General features: G+C 68.7%; 17 protein-coding genes and 1 tRNA gene. 5 read left to right on the top strand and 13 right to left on the bottom strand.

Annotated elements, in window-relative coordinates; all coding sequences use genetic code 11:
* Positions 1–15 precede the first annotated feature (15 nt).
* A complete protein-coding gene (ompR, locus tag I6H87_RS18715; protein ID WP_010810107.1) occupies positions 16–738 on the bottom strand; it encodes an osmolarity response regulator transcription factor OmpR in 723 nt (240 codons plus the stop codon).
* Positions 739–1,054: 316 nt separating this feature from the next.
* Here ompR and I6H87_RS18710 point away from each other — a divergent pair, with 316 nt between their 5' ends.
* Positions 1,055–1,402 carry a hypothetical protein gene (locus tag I6H87_RS18710; RefSeq protein WP_010810106.1) on the top strand — a complete coding sequence of 116 codons (348 nt, stop codon included), beginning with the start codon at positions 1,055–1,057 and terminating at the stop codon, positions 1,400–1,402.
* Between the two features lie 46 nt (positions 1,403–1,448).
* Here I6H87_RS18710 and I6H87_RS18705 read toward each other — a convergent pair whose 3' ends face one another.
* The gene (locus I6H87_RS18705) at positions 1,449–2,711 is read right to left on the bottom strand and encodes a Zn-dependent hydrolase (RefSeq protein WP_011615098.1); all 1,263 of its coding nucleotides are present in this window, start codon (positions 2,709–2,711) and stop codon (positions 1,449–1,451) included.
* Between the two features lie 43 nt (positions 2,712–2,754).
* Entirely contained in the window at positions 2,755–3,591 is an 837-nt protein-coding gene (hpnD, locus tag I6H87_RS18700) for a presqualene diphosphate synthase HpnD (protein WP_041687285.1), read from the bottom strand.
* Between the two features lie 327 nt (positions 3,592–3,918).
* Here hpnD and I6H87_RS18695 point away from each other — a divergent pair, with 327 nt between their 5' ends.
* Positions 3,919–5,133, top strand: a complete 1,215-nt coding sequence (locus I6H87_RS18695; protein WP_037023310.1) for an efflux RND transporter periplasmic adaptor subunit — start codon at positions 3,919–3,921, stop codon at positions 5,131–5,133.
* 4 nt (positions 5,134–5,137) lie between these two features.
* Positions 5,138–8,251 carry an efflux RND transporter permease subunit gene (locus I6H87_RS18690; protein ID WP_011615100.1) on the top strand — a complete coding sequence of 1,038 codons (3,114 nt, stop codon included), beginning with the start codon at positions 5,138–5,140 and terminating at the stop codon, positions 8,249–8,251.
* A 112-nt stretch (positions 8,252–8,363) separates the two neighbouring features.
* On the opposite strand, the gene I6H87_RS18685 is transcribed toward I6H87_RS18690, so the two are convergent.
* The 6 genes from I6H87_RS18685 to I6H87_RS18660 form a co-directional block, all read right to left on the bottom strand.
* The gene (locus I6H87_RS18685) at positions 8,364–9,554 is read right to left on the bottom strand and encodes an amidase (protein WP_010810101.1); all 1,191 of its coding nucleotides are present in this window, start codon (positions 9,552–9,554) and stop codon (positions 8,364–8,366) included.
* Between the two features lie 37 nt (positions 9,555–9,591).
* Complete coding sequence (locus tag I6H87_RS18680) at positions 9,592–10,605, bottom strand: ABC transporter ATP-binding protein (RefSeq protein WP_010810100.1); 1,014 nt, start codon at positions 10,603–10,605, stop codon at positions 9,592–9,594.
* A 10-nt stretch (positions 10,606–10,615) separates the two neighbouring features.
* Positions 10,616–11,647, bottom strand: coding sequence for an ABC transporter ATP-binding protein (locus I6H87_RS18675; protein WP_010810099.1), 1,032 nt, complete (start codon positions 11,645–11,647; stop codon positions 10,616–10,618).
* A gap of 3 nt (positions 11,648–11,650) precedes the next feature.
* Positions 11,651–12,538 (bottom strand): ABC transporter permease, encoded by an 888-nt coding sequence (locus I6H87_RS18670; RefSeq protein ID WP_010810098.1) that lies wholly within the window; start codon positions 12,536–12,538, stop codon positions 11,651–11,653.
* 10 nt (positions 12,539–12,548) lie between these two features.
* Positions 12,549–13,499, bottom strand: a complete 951-nt coding sequence (locus I6H87_RS18665) for an ABC transporter permease (protein WP_010810097.1) — start codon at positions 13,497–13,499, stop codon at positions 12,549–12,551.
* Between the two features lie 122 nt (positions 13,500–13,621).
* Positions 13,622–15,244: an ABC transporter substrate-binding protein gene (locus I6H87_RS18660; RefSeq protein WP_010810096.1), complete on the bottom strand. Its 1,623-nt coding sequence runs from the start codon at positions 15,242–15,244 to the stop codon at positions 13,622–13,624.
* 215 nt (positions 15,245–15,459) lie between these two features.
* On the opposite strand from I6H87_RS18660, the gene I6H87_RS18655 reads away from it, so the two are divergent.
* Positions 15,460–16,707, top strand: coding sequence for a Zn-dependent hydrolase (locus tag I6H87_RS18655; protein WP_010810095.1), 1,248 nt, complete (start codon positions 15,460–15,462; stop codon positions 16,705–16,707).
* A gap of 22 nt (positions 16,708–16,729) precedes the next feature.
* Here the strand turns inward: I6H87_RS18655 and I6H87_RS18650 are convergent, their stop codons facing one another.
* From I6H87_RS18650 to I6H87_RS18640, 3 genes are all read right to left on the bottom strand, one after another.
* On the bottom strand, positions 16,730–17,077 hold the full coding sequence (locus I6H87_RS18650; protein WP_011615103.1) for a hypothetical protein: 348 nt from the start codon (positions 17,075–17,077) through the stop codon (positions 16,730–16,732).
* A gap of 156 nt (positions 17,078–17,233) precedes the next feature.
* Positions 17,234–18,034 carry an IclR family transcriptional regulator gene (locus tag I6H87_RS18645; RefSeq protein ID WP_011615104.1) on the bottom strand — a complete coding sequence of 267 codons (801 nt, stop codon included), beginning with the start codon at positions 18,032–18,034 and terminating at the stop codon, positions 17,234–17,236.
* A 229-nt stretch (positions 18,035–18,263) separates the two neighbouring features.
* A tRNA-Leu gene (locus tag I6H87_RS18640) sits at positions 18,264–18,350 on the bottom strand.
* 273 nt (positions 18,351–18,623) lie between these two features.
* Between I6H87_RS18640 and I6H87_RS18635 the strand changes: the two genes are divergently transcribed.
* Positions 18,624–18,998, top strand: coding sequence for a VanZ family protein (locus I6H87_RS18635; protein WP_010810092.1), 375 nt, complete (start codon positions 18,624–18,626; stop codon positions 18,996–18,998).
* Here the strand turns inward: I6H87_RS18635 and I6H87_RS18630 are convergent.
* Positions 18,973–19,830, bottom strand: coding sequence for a 23S rRNA (adenine(2030)-N(6))-methyltransferase RlmJ (locus I6H87_RS18630; RefSeq protein ID WP_011615105.1), 858 nt, complete (start codon positions 19,828–19,830; stop codon positions 18,973–18,975). The genes I6H87_RS18635 and I6H87_RS18630 overlap by 26 nt on opposite strands.
* Positions 19,831–19,840 lie beyond the last annotated feature (10 nt).

Raw genomic sequence — 19,840 nt, 5'->3', positions numbered from 1 at the left:
AGCGGCCGTAATCGGTTACTTCACGCCATCGGGGATGAAGACGTAGCCCAGGCCCCACACCGTCTGGATAAAACGGGGGTTGCTCGGGTCCGGCTCGATCAGCTTGCGCAGGCGCGAGATCTGCACGTCCAGGCTGCGGTCGAAGACTTCATATTCACGGCCGCGCGCCATTTCCATCAGCTTCTCGCGCGACAGCGGCTGGCGCGGATGGCGGGCGAACACCTTGAGGACCGAGAACTCGCCGGTGGTCAGCGTGATTTCCTCGTCGTTCTTGGTCAGCGTGCGCGTGGCCAGGTTCAGCACGAAGTCGCCGAAGGCGAAGGTCTCGGGCGTTTCCGACGGGGCGCCGGGCACTTCGGCCGGGCCCTTGCGGCGCAGCACCGCGTGGATGCGCGCAATCAGTTCGCGCGGGTTGAAGGGTTTGGGCAGGTAGTCGTCGGCGCCCATCTCCAGGCCGACGATGCGGTCCACGTCCTCGCCCTTGGCGGTGAGCATGATGATCGGGGTCTGGTCATTGGCCCCGCGCAGCCGGCGGCAGATCGACAGGCCGTCTTCACCCGGCATCATCAGGTCCAGCACCAGCAGGTCGAAACGCTCGCGCAGCCAGAGCTTGTTCATCGCGGTGGCGTTTTCCGCCACCAACACGGTGAAACCCTGTTCGCCCAGATAGCGGCGCAGCAAATCGCGCAGACGCGGGTCATCGTCGACGACAAGAATCTTGTGGCTGGTATTTTCCATGGCGGTATCTTAGCGACTATCGCTTTCGCTCAAAATGGCTTAACAAAACGTTACATACTTTACCCCGTGGTATGGCAGTGTGCACCAATCGTGCGATTACACTGCGCAATCCGTCTTTTTGGGCGCCATGCGCGGCAGATTTCCACGCATTTGCACCAGACGAGCCACTGCCTCGCCCAGCCTGCCTCGCCCGCGCTGGCGCGATGCTTGCAGAGGGTGCGGCGCCGGACGGGGTACCGGAATTCCCGGCTTCAGGGCAGTCCGTCCAGTCTGTCCAAAGACTGCTTTTTCCCGAAGCCAAAGATCGCCATTATCAATGAAAGTGAACCGAACCCGGCACGGGCATCCGCAGCATGGTATCGCCGGCGCCTGCCTTGCGCTGGCGCTGGCCGTGCTGGCGCTGTGCATTCCGGCCGGGACGGTGCAGGCGCAATCGGCCGGCATGGCCAACCTGCTCAAGCGCCACCCGTCGACCCAGGCCAGCGATCCCGGCAACAGCCAGCGCGAGGCGCGGGCCCGTGCCGAGCGCCATCGCGCCGAGCAGCGCGACGCCGAGCGCCGGCGCGGTGACGAACGCGGCGGCTCGCGCCTGTCGCCGGACGAGCGCCGCAAGCTGCGCAAGAACCTTTACGACTTCGGGCGCGATATCTACCAGGGCGGCTGATCCGTTCTTATCGTGCCGCGCCCTCCATGGTACGCCACTGTGGCGCTTAGCCGCGCGGCTGGAAGTGCCGCAGGAAATCCACGAAGACCTCCGCCGCCAGCTGGGCATCCTCCGCCGTGATGGTTTCCAGCGGGTTGTGGCTGATGCCGCCGTTGCCGCAACGCACGAACAGCATGGCCACGTCGGTGATGCGCTGCATCATCATGGCGTCGTGGCCGGCGCCGGAGGGCAGCTCGAAGGCCTGCAGCCCGCGCTTCTTCAGCACCGCCCCGAACTGGTCCATCAGCCAGCGCGCGCACGGCGCGTTGTTGACCGGCGGCACGCGCTCCACCTGGGCGGCCAGCCCGCGCCGTTCCGCGATCTGGCCGATGCCGGCCACGATGTCGGCGATGGCGGCCTCGCGGATGCTATCCTCGCCGGCGCGAATATCCATCGAGAAGGTGCAGGCCGCCGGGATGACATTGCTCGACCCGTTGGGCACCTGCAGCTGACCCACCGTACCGACCAGCGTCGGCGCCGCCGTGCAGCGCTGCTCCACCAGCAGGATCATCTCCGCCGCGCCCGCGGCGGCGTCGCGGCGCATGCCCATCGGCGTGGTGCCGGCGTGGCTGGCCAGGCCTTCGACCCGCACCGCAAAGCGGCTGCTGCCCGCGATCTGGGTGACCACGCCCAGCGGCAGGCCGTGGTGCAGCAGCACCGGGCCCTGCTCGATATGCACTTCGACAAAGCCCAGCAGCGACGCCGGATCGACCGCGGCGGCGCGCAGGGCCTGCAGATCGCCCGCGCCGGGCAGGTCCGATGCCGCCAGCGCCTCGCGCAGCGTGATGCCGTCCGCGTCCTGGCGCTCCAGCAGGGTGGGATCGAAGCGGCCCGCCAACACGCTGCTGGCCAGGAAGCTGGTCTTGAAGCGCAGGCCTTCCTCTTCGGCGAACCCCACCACTTCAAAGTGATAGGGCAGGCGGATGCCGGCCTGGTTGAGCGCGCCGACCACGGCGATCGGCAGCACGATGCCAAGCCGTCCGTCATAGCGCCCGCCATTGCGCACGGTGTCGAAGTGCGAGCCGGTCATCAGCACGCGCGCGTCGGGCACGGCCGGGTCGGCCGCATAGCGGCCGATGACGTTGCCGATGGCGTCGATCCGCACCTGCATGCCGGCCGCCTCCATCCACTGCGCAAGCCGGGCCTGCGCGGCGCGGTGGGCCGGGGTCAGGTAGGCGCAGGTGAGGCCGCCTTCCATGTCGGAGAAACTGGCGAGCTGGTCGGCGTGGGCAAGGATGGTGTCGCCGAGGGAGGCGGATGTCTGCGTCATGGCGGTACGGCTTGGCGGGTCGGACAGAAAAGAGAGCAGGACGCTAGCTGTTGCGCACCCAGGTCTTCCAGGCAATCCACAGCTTGCGCAGCGGGGTCAGCGCGATGCGCTGGTTCAGCACCTGGAACTGGCTGGCTTCCAGTTCGTCGAGCAGCGCGTGGTAGATCGCGCCCATCAGCAGGCCGGCACGCTGGGCGCGGCGGTCCTGCTTCGGCAGCAGCGCCAGTGCCTCATGGTACAGCGCGCGGGCACGGCCGGCGTGGTACTGCATCAGCGCGACAAAGCGCTCGGAATGCTGACCCTTCAGGATCTCGGATGCAGGCACCTGGAACTGCTGCAGGGTATTGACCGGCAGGTAGATGCGCCCGCGCCGCGCGTCCTCGCCGACGTCGCGCAGGATATTGACCAGTTGCAGCGACTGGCCAAGCCTCTCGGCAAACACCAGCGTCTGCGGGTCGGTATAGCCGAACAGCCGCGCGCTGAGCGTGCCGACCACGCCGGCCACGCAATGGCAGTAGCGGGCCAGCCCGGGCTCGTCCAGGTAGCGGGTCTGGGTCAGGTCCATTTCCATGCCTTCCAGCACTTCGGACATCTCGCCCTGGGGCAGGCCGGCGCTGCGCACATGCGGCTGCAGGGCCTTGGTGGTCGGGTGGGTCGGCTCGCCCTCGAACAGGCGGCGCAGTTCGGCGCGCCACCAGTCCAGCTGCTGGTGGGCCAGGCCTGCGTCATGGCTGTCGTCGACCACGTCGTCGACTTCGCGGCACCAGGCGTACAGCGCGGTGATGGCGCGGCGGCGCTCGGCCGGCAGGAACAGGAAGCTGTAATAGAAGCTCGAGCCGCTCTGGGCGACTTTCTCTTGGCAATACTGATCGGGCGTCACGCCGGTCTCGGGTCGAAGATGTGGGGGGAAGCGCCAGCGGCGCGGCGGATTGTAGCATCGCGCCGGGCAGGGTATGGTCGCGCATGCCGAAGCCTGTCGGCGCAGTTCACCAGCCCGGAACGGCAACTGAGTCTTCATTCCAGCGGTTTCGTCGCCTGCCGTTTGACGCACCCGGGGGTCGTCGTTATATTACTGACCGGAAAGTTATTTATTGCCGATGCCGGCTGCGCGCGGCCATTCCGCGCGCCCCGACGACTTCCCGGGCGCAGGGGATTTGCGGTCACCGGCCAGTCTTGTCAGTTGTTCCATCCGACTCGTTGCCTACCGATGCCAGTGCTTTGCCAAGTGCCGGAAGTTGCGGCTGCAGATTCTCCTGTTGTTACGATGCCGCCGCGCCACCTCGGTCGAGGCGTGACCGTAGCCGCACTTTTGATGGCCAGCCTGCTGGCCCTGACCGGCTGCGGCAAGAAGGCCGAGCCGGCGCCGGAGGTGCGCCCGGTGCGCCTGATGCAGCTGAGCCCGCACAACGGCAAGACCGCCTTCGAGTTCTCCGGCGACGTGCGCCCGCGCGTGGAGTCGCGGCTGGGCTTCCGCGTCGGGGGCAAGATCGCCGCCAGGCTGGTGGATGTGGGCGCGGTGGTCAGCAAGGGCCAGCCGCTGGCGCGCCTGGATCCCACCGACCTGTCGCTGGCCGAGGCCGGCTCACGCGCCCAGTTCGAGGCCGCGAAGACTGACCGCGACCTGGCCGCCGCCGACCTGAAGCGCTACAACGACCTGTTCGCCAAGGGCTTCATCAGCGCTGCCGAGCAGCACCGGCGCCAGGCCAACTATGACGCCGCCGAATCGCGGCTGCGCCAGGCCCAGGCCGGGCTGCGCAGCCAGTCCAACCAGACCGGCTACTCGGTCCTGCATGCCGATGCCGACGGCGTGGTCACGGCGATCGATGCCGAGGTGGGCCAGGTGGTGACGCCCGGCCAGCCGGTGGTGCGCGTGGCGCAGACGGCAGAGAAGGAAGTCGCGATCGGCCTGCCCGAAGACCAGGTCGACCTGCTGCGCGGCATTACCGACGTGACCATCCATACCTGGGCCGAGCCGCAGCGCACGCTGCCTGGCCGCGTGCGCGAGATTGCCGCGGCGGCCGACCCGGTCACCCGCACCTATGCCACCCGCGTGACGGTGCCGAACCCGCCCGCCGACCTCAAGCTCGGCATGACCGCGGTGGTGACCTTCATGCGCAGCGGCGCCACCGCGGCCATCCGGGTGCCGCTGACCGCGCTGCTGCAGGAGCAGGGCCGCAACCAGGTCTGGATCTATGACGCCGCCGCCGGCACGGTCAAGCCGGTGCCGGTGACGCTGGGCGAGGCCATCGGCAACGAGGTGGAGGTGCGCCAGGGCCTGGCCCCGGGCCAGACCATCGTCACCGCCGGGGTGCACCTGTTGCGCGCGGGCCAGAAGGTGCGCCCGCTGCAGACGGTTGCGCCTGCGGGAGGGCCTGCATCGGCCCCGGCATCGGCACCGGCCGCCACCCCGAAACAGGGGTGAGCGGATGGATCATTCCCGCTTCAACCTGTCGCGCTGGGCACTCGAGCACCAGCCGCTGACCCGCTACCTGCTGGTGGTGCTGCTGCTTGGCGGCATGCTGGCATTCTTCCAGCTGGGCCAGGACGAGGATCCGCCCTTTACCTTCCGCGTGATGGTGGTGCAGGCCTTCTGGCCCGGCGCCACCGCCGAGCAGATCGCCGTCCAGGTGACGGACAAGATCGAGCGCCAGCTGCAGGAAGTGCCCTATGCGGACAAGATCCGCAGCTTCTCCAAGCCGGGCGAGACCACGGTGATCTTCCAGCTCAAGGACACCTCGCCGGCAAAGGAGACCGCGCAGGTCTGGTACACCGCGCGCAAGAAGATCGGCGATATCCAGCAGACGCTGCCCGCGGGCGTGCGCGGGCCGTTCTTCAATGATGAGTTTGGCGACGTGTACGGCACCATCTACGCGCTCTCGGCCGACGGCTTCAACTACAAGGAGCTGCGCGAGTACGCCGACCTGGTGCGCCAGGAACTGCTGCGCGTGCCGTCGGTGGCCAAGGTGTCGCTGATCGGCCTGCAGGACGAGAAGGTCTTCATCGAGTTCAACCAGGCGCGCTTCGCCCAGCTGGGGCTGGATATCAACGCCATCGCCGACCAGATCTCGCAGCAGAACAACCTGACCGGCAGCGGCGTGCTGGTCACCCCGACCGACAACCTGCAGGTGCGCCTGTCCGGCCAGTTCGCCAGCGTGGAGGACCTGGAGAACCTGGTGCTGCGCGGGCCCAACGGCATCGCCAATATCCGCCTGGGCGACATCGCGCACGTCTACCGCGGCTATGTCGACCCGACCCAGACGCGCATGCGCTTCAACGGCAAGGACGTGATCGGGCTGGGCATTTCGATGCAGAAGGGCGGCGACATCATCGAACTGGGCAAGAACCTGCGCGCCGCGTTCGACCGGCTGCGCACGCAGTTGCCGGTGGGAATCGAGATGGACCAGGTGCAGGACCAGCCGAAGGCGGTCCAGCGTTCGGTGGGCGAGTTCGTGCACGTGCTGATCGAGGCGGTGGTGATCGTGCTGGCGGTCAGTTTCGTCTCGCTGGGGCTGCACACCAAACCGCTGCGGCTGGACGCGCGCCCGGGCCTGGTGGTGGCGCTGACGATCCCGCTGGTGCTGGCGGTGACCTTCCTGTTCATGAATATCTTCGGCATCGGGCTGCACAAGATATCGCTCGGCGCGCTGATCGTGGCGCTTGGGCTGCTGGTGGACGACGCCATCATTGCGGTCGAGATGATGGTGCGCAAGCTGGAAGAGGGCTTTTCCAAGATGGAGGCGGCCACCTTCGCCTATACCTCCACCGCGATGCCGATGCTGACCGGCACGCTGATCACCGCGGCCGGCTTCCTGCCGGTGGGCCTGGCGCGCTCGACGGTGGGCGAATACACCTTCGCGATCTTTGCGGTGACGGCGCTGGCGCTGGTGCTGTCGTGGCTGGCCGCGGTCTATTTCACGCCCTACCTGGGCTACCTGCTGCTCAAGACCCGCGGCCCCGGCGCGGGCGAGGCCCACGAGGTCTTCGACACGCCGTTCTATGCGCGCTTCCGCCGGCTGGTGGACTGGTGCGTGAGCTGGCGCAAGGTGGTGATCGCGATCACGCTGGTGGCCTTCGGGCTGGGCATCTACGCCTTCAAGTTTGTCGAGAAGCAGTTCTTCCCGGATTCCAGCCGCCCCGAGCTGATGGTGGAGCTGTGGATGCCCGAGGGCACCAGCTTCGCCCAGATGGAAACCGAGGCCAAGCGCTTCGAGCAGCTGGTCGGCAAGGACAAGGAAGTCGAGAGCCTGACCACCTTCGTCGGCACCGGCGCGCCGCGCTTCTACCTGCCGCTGGACCAGATCTTCCCGCAGACCAATGTGGCGCAGGTGATCGTGATGCCGGTCAGCACCGAGGTGCGCGATGCGCTGCGCCGCCGCATCATCAAGCTGATGGATGCCGAATTCCCGTACCTGCGAGGCCGCGTCAAGCTGTTGCCCAACGGGCCTCCGGTGGCCTATCCTGTGCAGTTCCGCGTGATCGGGCCGGACGCAGCCGGGGTACGCCAGCTGGCCGACCAGGTCAAGGCCGAGATGCGCGCCAACCCCAATACCGTCGGGGTCAACGACAACTGGAATGAGAACGTCAAGATGCTGCGCCTGGAGATCGACCAGGACAAGGCGCGCGCACTGGGCGTGACCACCAATGCCATCGCCCGCGTCACGCAGACCGTGCTCAGCGGCGTGCCGGTGGGCCAGTACCGCGACGGCGACAAGCTGATCGACATCCTGATGCGCACCCCGCGCAATGAGCGCGATGCGATCTCGGACCTGAACAACATGCTGGTGCCGACCAACACCGGGCGCATGGTGCCGCTGACGCAGGTGGCGCGCGTGACGCTGCGCTCGGAGCCGGGCGTGGTGTGGCGCGAGAACCGCGACTTCGGCGTGACCGTGCAGGCCGATGTGGTCGACGGCATCCAGGGCCCGACGGTGACCGCGCAGATCAACCCGAAGCTGGACCAGCTGCGCGCGCAGCTGCCGCCGGGCTACCGCATCACCGTGGCCGGCGCGGAGGAAGAGAGCGGCAAGGCGGGCGCCTCCATCGCGGCGCAGTTGCCGCTGTGCATCTTCATCATCTTCACGCTGCTGATGCTGCAGCTGCACAGCTTCTCGCGCGCGACCATGGTGTTCCTGACCGGCCCGCTGGGCCTGATCGGCGCCGCCGCCACGCTGTTGCTGCTGCGCGCGCCGATGGGGTTTGTGGCGCAGCTGGGCATCACCGCGCTGCTGGGCATGATCATCCGCAACTCGGTGATCCTGGTCGACCAGATCGAGCAGGACATCAGCGCCGGCGTGCCGCAGTGGACCGCCATCGTCGAGGCCGCGGTGCGCCGCTTCCGCCCGATCATCCTGACCGCCGCCGCGGCGGTGCTGGCGATGATCCCGCTGTCGCGCTCGATGTTCTGGGGGCCGATGGCGGTGGCGATCATGGGCGGGCTGATCATTGCCACGGTGCTGACGCTGCTGTTCCTGCCGGCGCTGTATGCGGCGTGGTTCCGCGTCAAGCGGCCGGGGAACGGGGTGTCGGCGCTGGCGAGTTGAGGTGCGGCGCGGTTCAGGCTGTGGCTTCGCGGAAGCCGCGGGCCGGTCCTGGCGAAACGATGCCGGCATCGACCTCGCCGTCGGCATGCCGCGTGCCCCTTGCCTTACTGGTTCACGCCTTGTGCGCCATGATCCGCTCCGCCAGTGCCACCAGGCTGCGGTCACTGCCCGCCGGCCCCAGCAGCGAGATGCCGAGCGGTGCGCCGTCGCGGCCGGCCAGCGGCAGGTTCAGCTGCGGGAAGCCGCTCAGCGGCGTCAGGCACAACGTCTGGGCGGCGAGGTTGCGGTAGGTCTCCAGGGACTCGATCGGTTCGGCGCGCAGCGGCGCGATATCGGGCATGGTCGGCAGCACCAGCACGCCGTCCGGCCCCAGCAGGCGGCCCAGGTGCGCGGTGAAGTCGCGGCGTACGGCACTGGCTTCGTCGAACTGGCTGCGGGTGACGGCCTTCGAGAAGGCGAAGCGTGCCGCGACATCGGCACCCAGCTCCAGCCCGTGTTGCTCGATCAGTTCGCCGTCGCTGCGCCACGCCTCCCAGCCCTGCACGTAGCGGAACGCCCACCACAGGTCGGACAGCGGCCGGTCGGCCACGGTGGCAGGCGCGGCCCGGCCCAGCGCGGTTTCGATCCGGGCGACAGCCGGCGCCAGCGCGTCGCGGGCCTCCGGGGTCGGCTGGGCGAACAGGTCGGTGGCAAACAGCAGCCGCGGCGCGGCCGGCAGCGGCGCCGGGTCCGCGCCGAACAGCACCTCGGCCACGCGCGCGAAGGTGCCGATGTCGCGCGCAAAGAAGCCGCAGGTGTCCAGGCTTTCGGACAGCGGCAGGCAGCGTTCCAGCGAAATGCGCCCATGCGTGGGCCGGATGCCGAACAGGCCGCAATGGCTGGCCGGCGCGCGCACCGAGCCGCCGGTGTCGGAGCCCAGCGCAAAGTCGCACAAGCCGTTCGATACCGCCGAGGCCGAGCCCGACGACGAGCCGCCGGTGATGCGCTCCGGTGCCGCGCCGTTGACCGGGCGCCCGTAGTGGGCGTTCTGGCCGTTCATGGAGAAGGCCAGCTCGTCAGTGTGGGTCTTGCCGACGAAGGCGGCGCCGGCGTCCAGCAGCCGCTGCACCGCCGGTGCGGTCGCGGCCTTGATGCCCGAGCGCGCCAGCACGTGCGGATTGCCGCCGCCGGTCGGATAGCCAGCTACGTCGAACAGGTCCTTCACGGCAAAGCTCAGGCCCCGCAGCGGGCCGCTGGCGGCGTGCGGGACGGCGATCTGTGGGTACGGCATGAAGGCACGGGCAGGATGGGTGGCAAGCGTCATGGGTGGCCTGGAATACGTTGGGGTTCTGGGATGGGGGTCATGCCGCGGTGGCGACCGCGGGCTCGGCGGCCAGCACGCAACTGACGCGGTGCCCGGTGCCGACGGTGACCGCCTGCGGCACCTCGGCCAGGCATTGCGGGCGCGCATGCGGGCAGCGCGGTGCAAAGGTGCAGCCTGGCGGCAGCGCGGCCAGGTCGGGCGGGGCGCCGCCGATGGCCTGCAGCCGCTGGCCGCGGTCCATGCCATGCTGGCGGCTCTGCAGCAGGGCGATGGTGTAGGGGTGGCGCGCCGCGCGCAGCAGGGTGCGGATCGGGCCTTCTTCGACAATGCGCCCGCCGTACATCACCGCGACGCGGTCGGCGATCTCCACCGCGGCGCCGATATCGTGGGTGACGAAGACGATGGACAGCCCCAGTTCGCGCTGCAGCTCGCGCAGCAGGATCAGCACCTGGATCTGCACGGTGGCGTCCAGCGCGGTGGTAGGCTCGTCGGCCAGCAGGATCCTGGGCCGCGCCGACAGTGCCAGCGCGATCATCGCGCGCTGGCGCATGCCGCCCGACAACTCGTGCGGATACGCTGCCATCCGCCGCTCCGGGCTGGGAATGCGCACGGACTCGAGCGCCTGCAGCGCGCGCGAGCGCGCCTCGGCGGCCGAGACCTTGTCGTGGGTGCGGATGCATTCGACGATCTGCTGGCCCACGGTGTAGACCGGGTCCAGCGCCAGCAGCGGCTCCTGGAACACCATCGCCATGGTGCCGCCGCGCAGCCGGGCCAGCGCGCGCTGGTCGAGCGCCATCACCTCGGCGCCGTCGACGCGGATCTGGCCTGCCATGCGGGTGCGGCGCGGCGGGTGCAGACGCATCAGCGCGCGCAGCGTGACGCTCTTGCCGGAGCCGGATTCGCCGATCAGGGCCACGGCCTCGCCGGCGCCCACGTCGAGCGAAACGCCGTTGACGGCGCGGATGGTCTTGCCGCCGCCGGAGAAGGTGACGTGCAGGTCCCGCACCGAGATCATCGGCGCGCCGGGTGTGCCTTGCGGGTTGGTGGACATGGTGGGCTCCTCAGGGTGCGGCGGCCAGCAGGCAGGCGACCGGATGCCCGGCCACCAGGTCGGTCAGCTGCGGCTCGCGCCGCGCGCACACGTCCTGCGCCATGGCGCAGCGCGGATGGAAGCTGCAGCCGGACGGCGGGTTGATCGGGTTGGGCGGGTCGCCCGCCAGCGGCGCGACCGCGGTGCGGCGGTCGGGGTCCATCGACGGCATCGACGCCAGCAGCGCGCGCGTGTACGGGTGCGCCGGGTGCCGATAAAGGGTCTCGGTATCCGCGATCTCCACCACCTTGCCCAGGTACATCACCATCACGCGGTCGCACAGGTAGCGGATCACGTTGAGGTCGTGGCTGATGAAGACGTAGGTCAGGTCGAACTCGGCCTTCAGGTCCAGCAGCAGGTTCAGCACCTGCGCCTCCACCGACTTGTCCAGTGCCGAGACCGCCTCGTCCAGGATCACCAGCCGCGGGCGCAGCGCCAGCGCGCGGGCAATGTTGACGCGCTGGCGCTGCCCGCCCGACAGCTCGTGCGGGTAGCGCCCGGCAAAGCGTGCCGGATCGAGCCCGACGCGCTGCAGCAGGTAGCGGGCGCGCTCGGTGGCTTCGCGCGCCGGCACGCCATGGACGCGTGGCGTGAAAGCGATCGACTCCTCGATGGTCAGGCGCGGGTTCAGCGACGAATAGCTGTCCTGGAACACCATCTGCACCTGGCTGCGGAACTGCTTCATCGGCAGCTGGGCCGAGCCCACGCCCTGCGCGTCGAAGATCAGCTCGCCGCGGTCCTGCTGCGTCAGCTGCATCAGCAGCCGCGCGGTGGTGGACTTGCCGCAGCCGGACTCGCCGACCACGCCCAGGGTCTCGCCCTTGAGCACGTCGAAGCTGACGCCATCGACCGCGCGCACGGACGCGGCGCGCGCGCGCAGGCCGGGCAGGCCGGACTTGATGGGAAAGTGCTTGACCAGCTGGTGGGCGATCACCAGCGGCTGCGCCGGGCCGCCGACATCGCGGCCGGCCTGTGGCGAAGGGGCCTGCATCAGTGCTGGCATGGTTCAGTCCTTGATTTCCATGGCCGAGCGGATGCCGTCGGCCAGCAGGTTGAACGAGACCGAGGTCAGGAAGATCATGGCGCCGGGCAGGGCGGCAACCCACGGCTGGGTGTAGATGGCCGTGCGCAGCGTGTTGAGCATCAGGCCCCACTCCGGCTCCGGCGGCTTGACGCCCAGGCCCAGGAAGGACAGCCCGGAGGCCAGGATCATCGACACCGAGATCAGGCTGGTGGCATAGACGAAGATCGGTCCAAGCACGTTGTTGAGCACATGGGCGCGCACGATGGTCAGCGACGATGCCCCGGAAGCACGCGCCGCATCGACAAACTCGCGGTTGCGCACCTGGGTGGTCACGCTCTCGGCCACGCGCACGATCTGCGGGATAAAGACGATGGTCAGCGACAGCAGCGCATTGCCCACGCCCGCGCCCAGCGTGCCCGACAGCGCGATCGCCAGCAGCACCGACGGGAAGGCGTACAGGATGTCGGTGAGCCGCATGATCACGGTGTTGGTCCAGCCGCCGGCATAGCCTGCGACGATGCCGAGTGCGCTGCCGATGACAAAGGCCAGCAGCACCGGCGTGATGCCCATGAACAGCGACAGCCGCGCGCCCAGCATCAGCCGCGACAGCATGTCGCGTCCCAGCTCGTCGGTGCCGAGCGGGAAGTGCTCGGTGCCGATCGGCTTGAGGCGCTTGAGGATCGATGCCGCGTACGGGTCCGCCGGCATCAGCACCGGGGCGAACAGCGCCATCAGCACCAGCCCCAGCAGCACCAGCGCGGCCAGCATGGCCAGCCGGTTGCGCAGCAGGCGCCGGCCCACCGTGGTCCAGTAGCCGGGCGAGCGCTGCACCGCGGCGGCGGCCGGTGATTGATCGACAGTCATGTCCATGGCGGTCTCCTCAGTTGCGCTGGATGCGCGGGTCGAACAGCGTCTGCAGCGCATCGACCAGCAGGTTGAGCAGCACGAAGAACACCGCCAGCACCAGGATGGTCCCCTGCAGCAGCGGGAAGTCGCGCTGGAAGATGGCGGAGTTGAGCAGGAAGCCGGTGCCGGGCCACGAGAACACGGTCTCGATCAGGATCGAGCCGCCCAGCAGGTAGCCCAGCTGCAGGCCCATCACCGACAGCGCGGTCGGCGCCACGTTCTTGAGCACATGGCGGAACACTGCCAGGTCGGACAGGCCGCGCGCGCGCAGGCCGACGATGAACTCGTTGGCCAGGATCTCGGCCACCAGCGCGCGCACCGTGCGTGCCACGATGCCCATCGGGATCACCGACATGGTCACCGCCGGCAGCAGCATGTACTGCATGTGCTCCCAGTCCCATGCCCAGTCGCCCGAACCGCCCGGCCCGGCGCCGGTAGCCGGCAGCCAGCCCAGCAGCACCGAGAATGCGATCACCAGCACCATGCCGAGCCAGTAGTGCGGGATGCTGACGCCCAGCACCGACAGCAGCGAAGCGGTGCGGTCGGCCACGGAGTCGCGCAGGTAGCCGGCGACAAAGCCGAACAGGCAGCCGAAGCTGAAGCCGATCAGCGTGGCCACGGTGGCCAGGCGCAGGGAATTGACCACGGCGGCGCCGACTTCGGCCATCACCGGGCGGCTGGTGGCGATGGACGTGCCCAGGTCGCCTTGCAGCGCGCGGCCCAGCCAGTGCACGAATTGCTCCAGGAAGGGCTTGTCGAAGCCATAGAGTGCGGTCAGCTGGCGGCGCAGCTCTTCCGAGGCGTCGGGCGGCAGCACCGACACCAGCGGATCGCCGGGGGCGATATGGACCAGCGAGAAGCACAGCAGCGCCACCCCGAGCAGGATGGGGATGGCATAGAGGATGCGGCGGAACAGGTATTGCATGGGAGGATCCGGCAAGTTGGGGCGTGCGTGCGCCGTGCGCGGCACGCGGGGAAGACCGGGCGGGATTGCCGGGCCGCGCGGCGGCGGGGCTGCCGCGCGGCGTCCGTCGGGCGCGGCCGGGATCAGTCCATCGACATCGTCGCGATATCGATAAACCAGCTCTGCGGCTGCACCACGCCCTTGACCTTCTTCGAAATCGCGCGCGGGCCGACGTCGTGCGCGATCAGCACGAACGGCGACTCCTCGACGATGCGGGCATGCAGCCTGGCCAGCGCCGCGTCGCGCGATTTCTCGTCAAACGAGGTGCGCGCGTTCTCGATCAGCTTGTCGAACTCGGCATTGCCGAAGTAGCCCCAGTTGTTCGAGACCGGCGGCTGGGTCTTGGTGCTGACAAAGCGCACCATGGCGAAGAACGGGTCCATTGCCGCAAAGCTGACGTTGATGGCATTGGCGCCGTGCGCGCTGGCGTCCTTGGCGCCGACGCGCCAGTTGGTGAAGAGGGTGTTCCACTCGACCACGTCGAAGTCGACGTCGATAAAGCACTCCTTCAGGTTCTGCTGCACGTATTCGTTCATCGGCAGCGGCTGCATCTGGCCGGAACCCGACGCCGACACCTGCACCTTCACCTTGACCGGTTTGGCGGCGGAGTAGCCGGCCTCCTGCATCAGCTTTTTGGCAGCGGCCGGGTCGTACTTGATATCGAACTTGGGATTGCCCCACCACGGGTTGCCGGCTTCGACGATGCCCTTGGCCTCGGCCATGTAGCCGCCCAGCAGCGTCTTCAGCCCGCTGCGGTTGACGCACAGGTTGGCGGCCTGGCGCACGCGCTTGTCCAGCCATGGCGAGCCGGGCGCGAACGACAGCTGCCACGGCCACATATGCGGCTGCGCATTGGCATAGACCTGGAAGCCGCGGCTCTTGATCTGGGCGATGGCGTCGGGTGCCGGGGCTTCGATCCAGTCGACCTGGCCCGACAGCAGCGCGGCGGTGCGCGCGTTGGCCTCGGGCATCGGCACCATCACCACCTTGTCGATCTTTGGCACGCGCTTCGTGTCCCAGTATTGCGCATTGCGCACCACTTCCAGGCGCTCGCGCGGCACGAAGCGGCTCATCCTGAACGGCCCGGTGCCGGCGGCATCGGCGGCAAACGCGACCCAGGCCTGCTTGGAGCGCTCGACCGGATCGGTGACCGAGGCCGGCACCGCAGCGAATTTCTTCTCCCACTGCGTGGGCGAGGCCATGAACAGGTTGGTCAGGTTGTAGGGCAGGAACGAATCCGGCTCGGAGGTGACCAGCTCCACGGTGAAGTCGTCGATCTTCTTGGCCGTGCGCAGCGTCGGCATGCGCGAGGCGGTCACGCCGACCTGGCTGGGATCGAACTGCCTGGCGGTCTTGTCCAGCACTTTGCCGACGTTCCAGACCACGGCATCGGCGTTGAACGGGGTGCCGTCGTGGAACTTGACGCCGGGGCGCAGCTTGAACACCCATCTGGTCTTGTCGGCGGCGTCGACCTTCCATTCGGTGGCCAGGCCCGGGATCAGCAGGCTGGGGCCGTTGCCCCGGGACAGGTCCCATTGGGTGAGGCCGTCGTACATCGGGATGCCGGAGAAGCGGTTGCCCTCGAAGCCCTGGTCGGGCTGGCCGAGCGTGCGCGGGATGTCGGCGGCGGTCATGCCGATGCGCAGCACCTTGTCGGCATGGGCGGCACCGGGCAGCGCGAGCAGCGACAGCACGGCGGCGCTCATGACCGAGGCAGCTGACTTGAGACCTTTCGCGAGAAGGGAGGGATCGTGGTGCACAGGCTTGCTCCTGGGTTGGCTTGAGGGGACGGATGTCTGCAAAGCAAGTCATGTGCCACGGTGGCAGGGCCGGGAATGCGGGCCGAAGTGCCGGCTACGGTGGTCTGCTTCTTGCTGAACCTGCTGCCGTTTCCTCTCCCTCACCCCACCCGCAACCAGACATGGACCAGCTACACCTTCCCCGCATCAATGGCGCCCGCCTGTGGCAATCGCTGATGGACCTCGCCGCGATCGGCGCCACGCCCAGGGGCGGCGTGTGCCGCATCGCGCTGACCGAAGCCGACCGCAAGGGGCGCGACCTGGTGGTGCAGTGGTGCCGCGAGGCCGGGCTCGACGTGCGCGTCGACGAGATCGGCAACGTCTTCGCGCGCCGCGCCGGCAGCGACCCCGACGCGCGCGCCGTGGCCACCGGCAGCCATATCGACACCCAGCCCTCGGGCGGCAAGTTCGACGGCAACTTCGGCGTGCTGGCCGGCCTGGAAGTCATGCGCACGCTCGACGACCTGGGCATCGTCACGCGCGCGCCGCTGGAGGTCGCGTTCTGGACCAACGAGGAGGGCACGCGCTTCACGCCGGTGATGATGGGCTCGGGCGTATTTGCCGGAGAGTTCGACGCGGCTTTTGCGCGCGCCCAGACCGATGTGGATGGCGTCAGCGTGGGCGACGCGCTGGCGGCGATCGGCTACCGCGGCGCGCAGCCGGCGGGCGCGGTGCCGGGCGGCATGTTCGCGGCCTACTTCGAGGCGCATATCGAGCAGGGGCCGGTGCTGGAGGCGGCCGGCCTGCCGATCGGCGTGGTCTCGGGCGCGCTGGGCCAGCAGTGGTACGACGTGACCGTGACCGGCATGGACGCGCACGCCGGCCCGACGCCGCTGGCGCTGCGCCACGACGCGATGCTGGCGGCCGCGCGCATGGTCGAGGCGGTCAACCGGATCGCGCGCGACGAGGCGCCGCACGGGCGCGGCACGGTCGGCTATCTGCAGGTCACGCCGAACTCGCGCAACGTGATTCCGGGCCGGGTCGATTTCTCGGTCGACTTCCGCAACCTGTCGCAGGCCGGGCTGGACCGCATGCACGCGGCCATGCAGGCGGCATTCGAAGGCATTGCTGTGGCCGCCGGCGTGGAGGTCGAGATCCGCCAGGTGGTGAAGTTCGAGCCGTGCGTGTTCGCGCCCGAATGCGTTGACAGCGTGCGGCGCGCGGCCACGGCGCTGGGCCTGCCGCATATGGACGTGGTCAGCGGCGCCGGCCACGACGCGGTCTACGTCGCGCGGCGCGCGCCCACCGGCATGATCTTCGTGCCGTGCAAGGACGGCATCAGCCATAACGAGCTGGAAGACGCGCTGCCCGAGCATGTCGAGGCGGGCGCCAACGTGCTGCTGCAGGCCATGCTGGCGCACGCGCGCTAGGCGCCCGCGCCAGATCCAGAGGCTAGTTGCAGATCGTGCCGGGAACCGGCTTGCCCGAGGCGGTCAGCCCCTGGCACGCATCGCCGCTCGCCAGGCTGGTATCCGAGGCCGCGGCCGGTGACAGCTTGAGCTTGCCTGCCACGGTGCAGCACCCGCGGGCTGGCGGCGGCGCTGGCGTGCGCTTGGTCGCCGGCAGCGGCGCCGGCCCACCGGCTTCCGCGGTTTCTTCCGCGTCAGGAAAGACGCACTGCCCTTGCTGGCAGATCCGCTCTCCTTTGCACTGCATGTCGTACTGGCATCCGGCAGCATAGGCGAGCGATGACCAGCCAGCGGCCATCGACGCTGCCAACAGCAAGGCAGGGAATTTCATATGCCCTCCGATCAGGGCTGAGGTGAAGATGCCGGAACGGCTCGGTGCCGCTCCGACACCTTCAGCATAGATCGCGGCAAGGGTCCGCGAAAGGCACTGGCACTCAGGTGTTCTACCACCCCTGCGCGAGTTGGCCGGCCTTCGCCGTGCCGGGCCTCAGTGTGCGATCGAATGCGAGATCGCCCGCGCGCATTCCATCACCAGTGGCGCCAGCTTTTTCTGCGCCTCGGCCATGCTCCAGCGGCTGGCCGGCGGCGACACGTGCACCGCGCCGACCGCAACGCCCTGGCTGTTGACGATGGGCGCGGCCAGGCCCATGTCGCCGATGAACAGTTCCTCTTCATTGCTGGCGTAGCCCAGCCGGCGGCACGCCGCCACGCGCTCGAAGATCGCATCCACGCCGGTCAGCGTCGCGGGCGTGCGCGCCACGCGTGCCGACTGCTCCAGCATCGCCAGGACCTGCTCGTCGGGCAGCGTGCTGAGGTAGGCCCGGCCGGAGCTGGTGCAATACATCGGGATGCGCATGCCCACCGGCGTCAGCACCGGCATGTGCTTGGCGGTCATCAGCTGGGCCACGTAGACCATGTCCAGCCCGACCGGCTCGGTCAGGTTGGCGGTCTCGCCGCTGGCCGCGGCCAGCTGCGACAGGTAGGGGCTGGCCACCGGGATCAGCGCATCGGCCGCCAGATAGTTGTAGCCGATCTCCATCACCCGCGGCGTCAACCGGAAGCGCCGCGTCTGCGGGTGCTTGTCGACATAGCCCAGCGCTTCCAGGGTATGGATGGTGCGCTGCGCCGAGCTCTTGTTCATGCCGGTCAGCGCGGCCAGTTCCGACAGGGTCAGCGTACGGTGGACGCCGTTGAAGGCGCGCAGGACTTCGAGGCCTTTTTCGAGCGACTGGTTGAACAGCGGGTTGTCGCGGTCGGGCGCGGGTGGCGGGACGGGTTTTGACGGCATAGTTGCGTCGCGGGCGAAGGGACCGGGCGGCACCATCCACGGGATGGCTGCACCACGATGAGTGAGTATTGCACCAATATACATATATATCGATTATCGATACGATGGCGAAATGATACCGTCACTGGCGCAGGCTGGAAAGTGCCGCGGCGCGGGGGTGCCTGCCGGAAAAAGCGTGCCGAAGGGGATTGGGAAACGGAAGTTGTCAGCCCGCCACTAGAAGGGCGGGTGGTGCGAGGGAGGGGACTCGAACCCCTACACCATTGCTGGCGTCAGGACCTAAACCTGGTGCGTCTACCAATTTCGCCACCCTCGCGGTCCTTGCGGCGCTGCCCGGGCGGGCGGCCGCGATGCTCGCTGGCTTGCGCCGGACAGGAAAGCAAAAAAGGCGGCTGGAACTGCCCGCCTTTCTTCTGTCCGCTCTGCCGGCTCTGGCCGCCGAACCGTGGTGTCGGCATGGCTTGCGCCTGTAGTGCAACGAGGCTGCGGATTGTAGCGCAAGGCGCGGGGGGAATCCAGCCCCGCCGGGGGCTCCGGTGCCTGCGGCAGGCGGCAGGGATATATTGTCGGCTTTCCAGATGACGCACACATGCCGATGATTGCCGTCCCGACCCTGACCCCGCTGCGCTGGCGCCTGCTGTTCTGGGGCTGCGCGGCCGCGGTGCTGGCGCTGTCGCTGATGCCGCCGACGCAGCCCCTGCCGACCACCGGCTGGGACAAGGCCAACCATATGCTGGCGTTCGCGGTGCTGGGCGTGCTGGGCCGGCGCGCCTACAGCGGCCGTGGCTGGGCCGTCTTGCTGGGGCTGGTGGCGTACGGCGCGCTGATCGAACTGCTGCAGGGGCAGACCGGCTACCGCGAGGCCGACTGGCTCGACCTGCTGGCCGACAGCGTCGGCCTGGCCGCGGGCATGGCGCTGGACTGGCTGGTGCGCCGCCTCAGTTCTCCTCGGCTTCGAGCGTGAACCTTGCGCCATCGTCCTGGCCGAGCAGGTCGGTCAGCACCGGCATGGCCTGCTGCAGCGATTCCTTCAGCCGCCACGGCGGATTGACGATGAACATGCCGCTGCCATGCAGGCCCAGGCCGCCCTCGACCGGATGCCTGACGGTCAGGGTCACGTGCAGCCAGCTTTTGAGCGGCAGGCCCTTGAGCTGCACCGACAGCTGCGCCGATTCGCGCCGCTGCACCTGCGGGTACCAGACCGCATAGACGCCGGTGGCAAAACGCTCCAGCCCGTCGCGGATGGTCTGCACGGTGCGGGCGTAGTCCTGCTTGTCCTCGTAGGACGGGTCGACCAGCACCAGCGCGCGGCGCGGCGGCGGAGGCAGGATGGCCTTGATGCCGCCGAAGCCGTCGCCGTCGTACAGCATGACGCGGCGCCCGGCGCCGCGGAAGTTGTCGCGCAGCACCTGGATCTCGGTGCTGTGCAGCTCGAACAGCCGCAGCCGGTCGTGCTCGCGCAGCATCTGCCAGGCCAGCCAGGGCGAGCCGGGGTAGTGGCGCAGGTTGCCGTCCGGGTTGAGCGCGCGCACCTGGTCCAGGTATTCGTCCAGCATCGCCGGCAGCTGGGTGCCGCTGGCGGCGGCACGCCACAGCGGTGCGATCCCGGTTTCGAATTCGGCCTTCTTCTGCGCGTAGGCGTGATCCAGCGCGTAAAGGCCGGCACCGGCATGGGTGTCGATATACCAGAACGCCTTGTCCTTCTGCGCCAGGTGCTCAAGCAGTTGCACCACGACGGCGTGTTTGAGGACATCGGCATGGTTGCCGGCGTGGAAGGCGTGACGGTAGCTGAGCATGTGGAGCGGG

This window comes from Cupriavidus necator, from assembly GCF_016127575.1.
GTDB lineage: Bacteria > Pseudomonadota > Gammaproteobacteria > Burkholderiales > Burkholderiaceae > Cupriavidus > Cupriavidus necator_D.
Note: the sequence above shows the minus strand (reverse complement) of the source record. Positions and strands in the feature narration are given on the sequence as shown.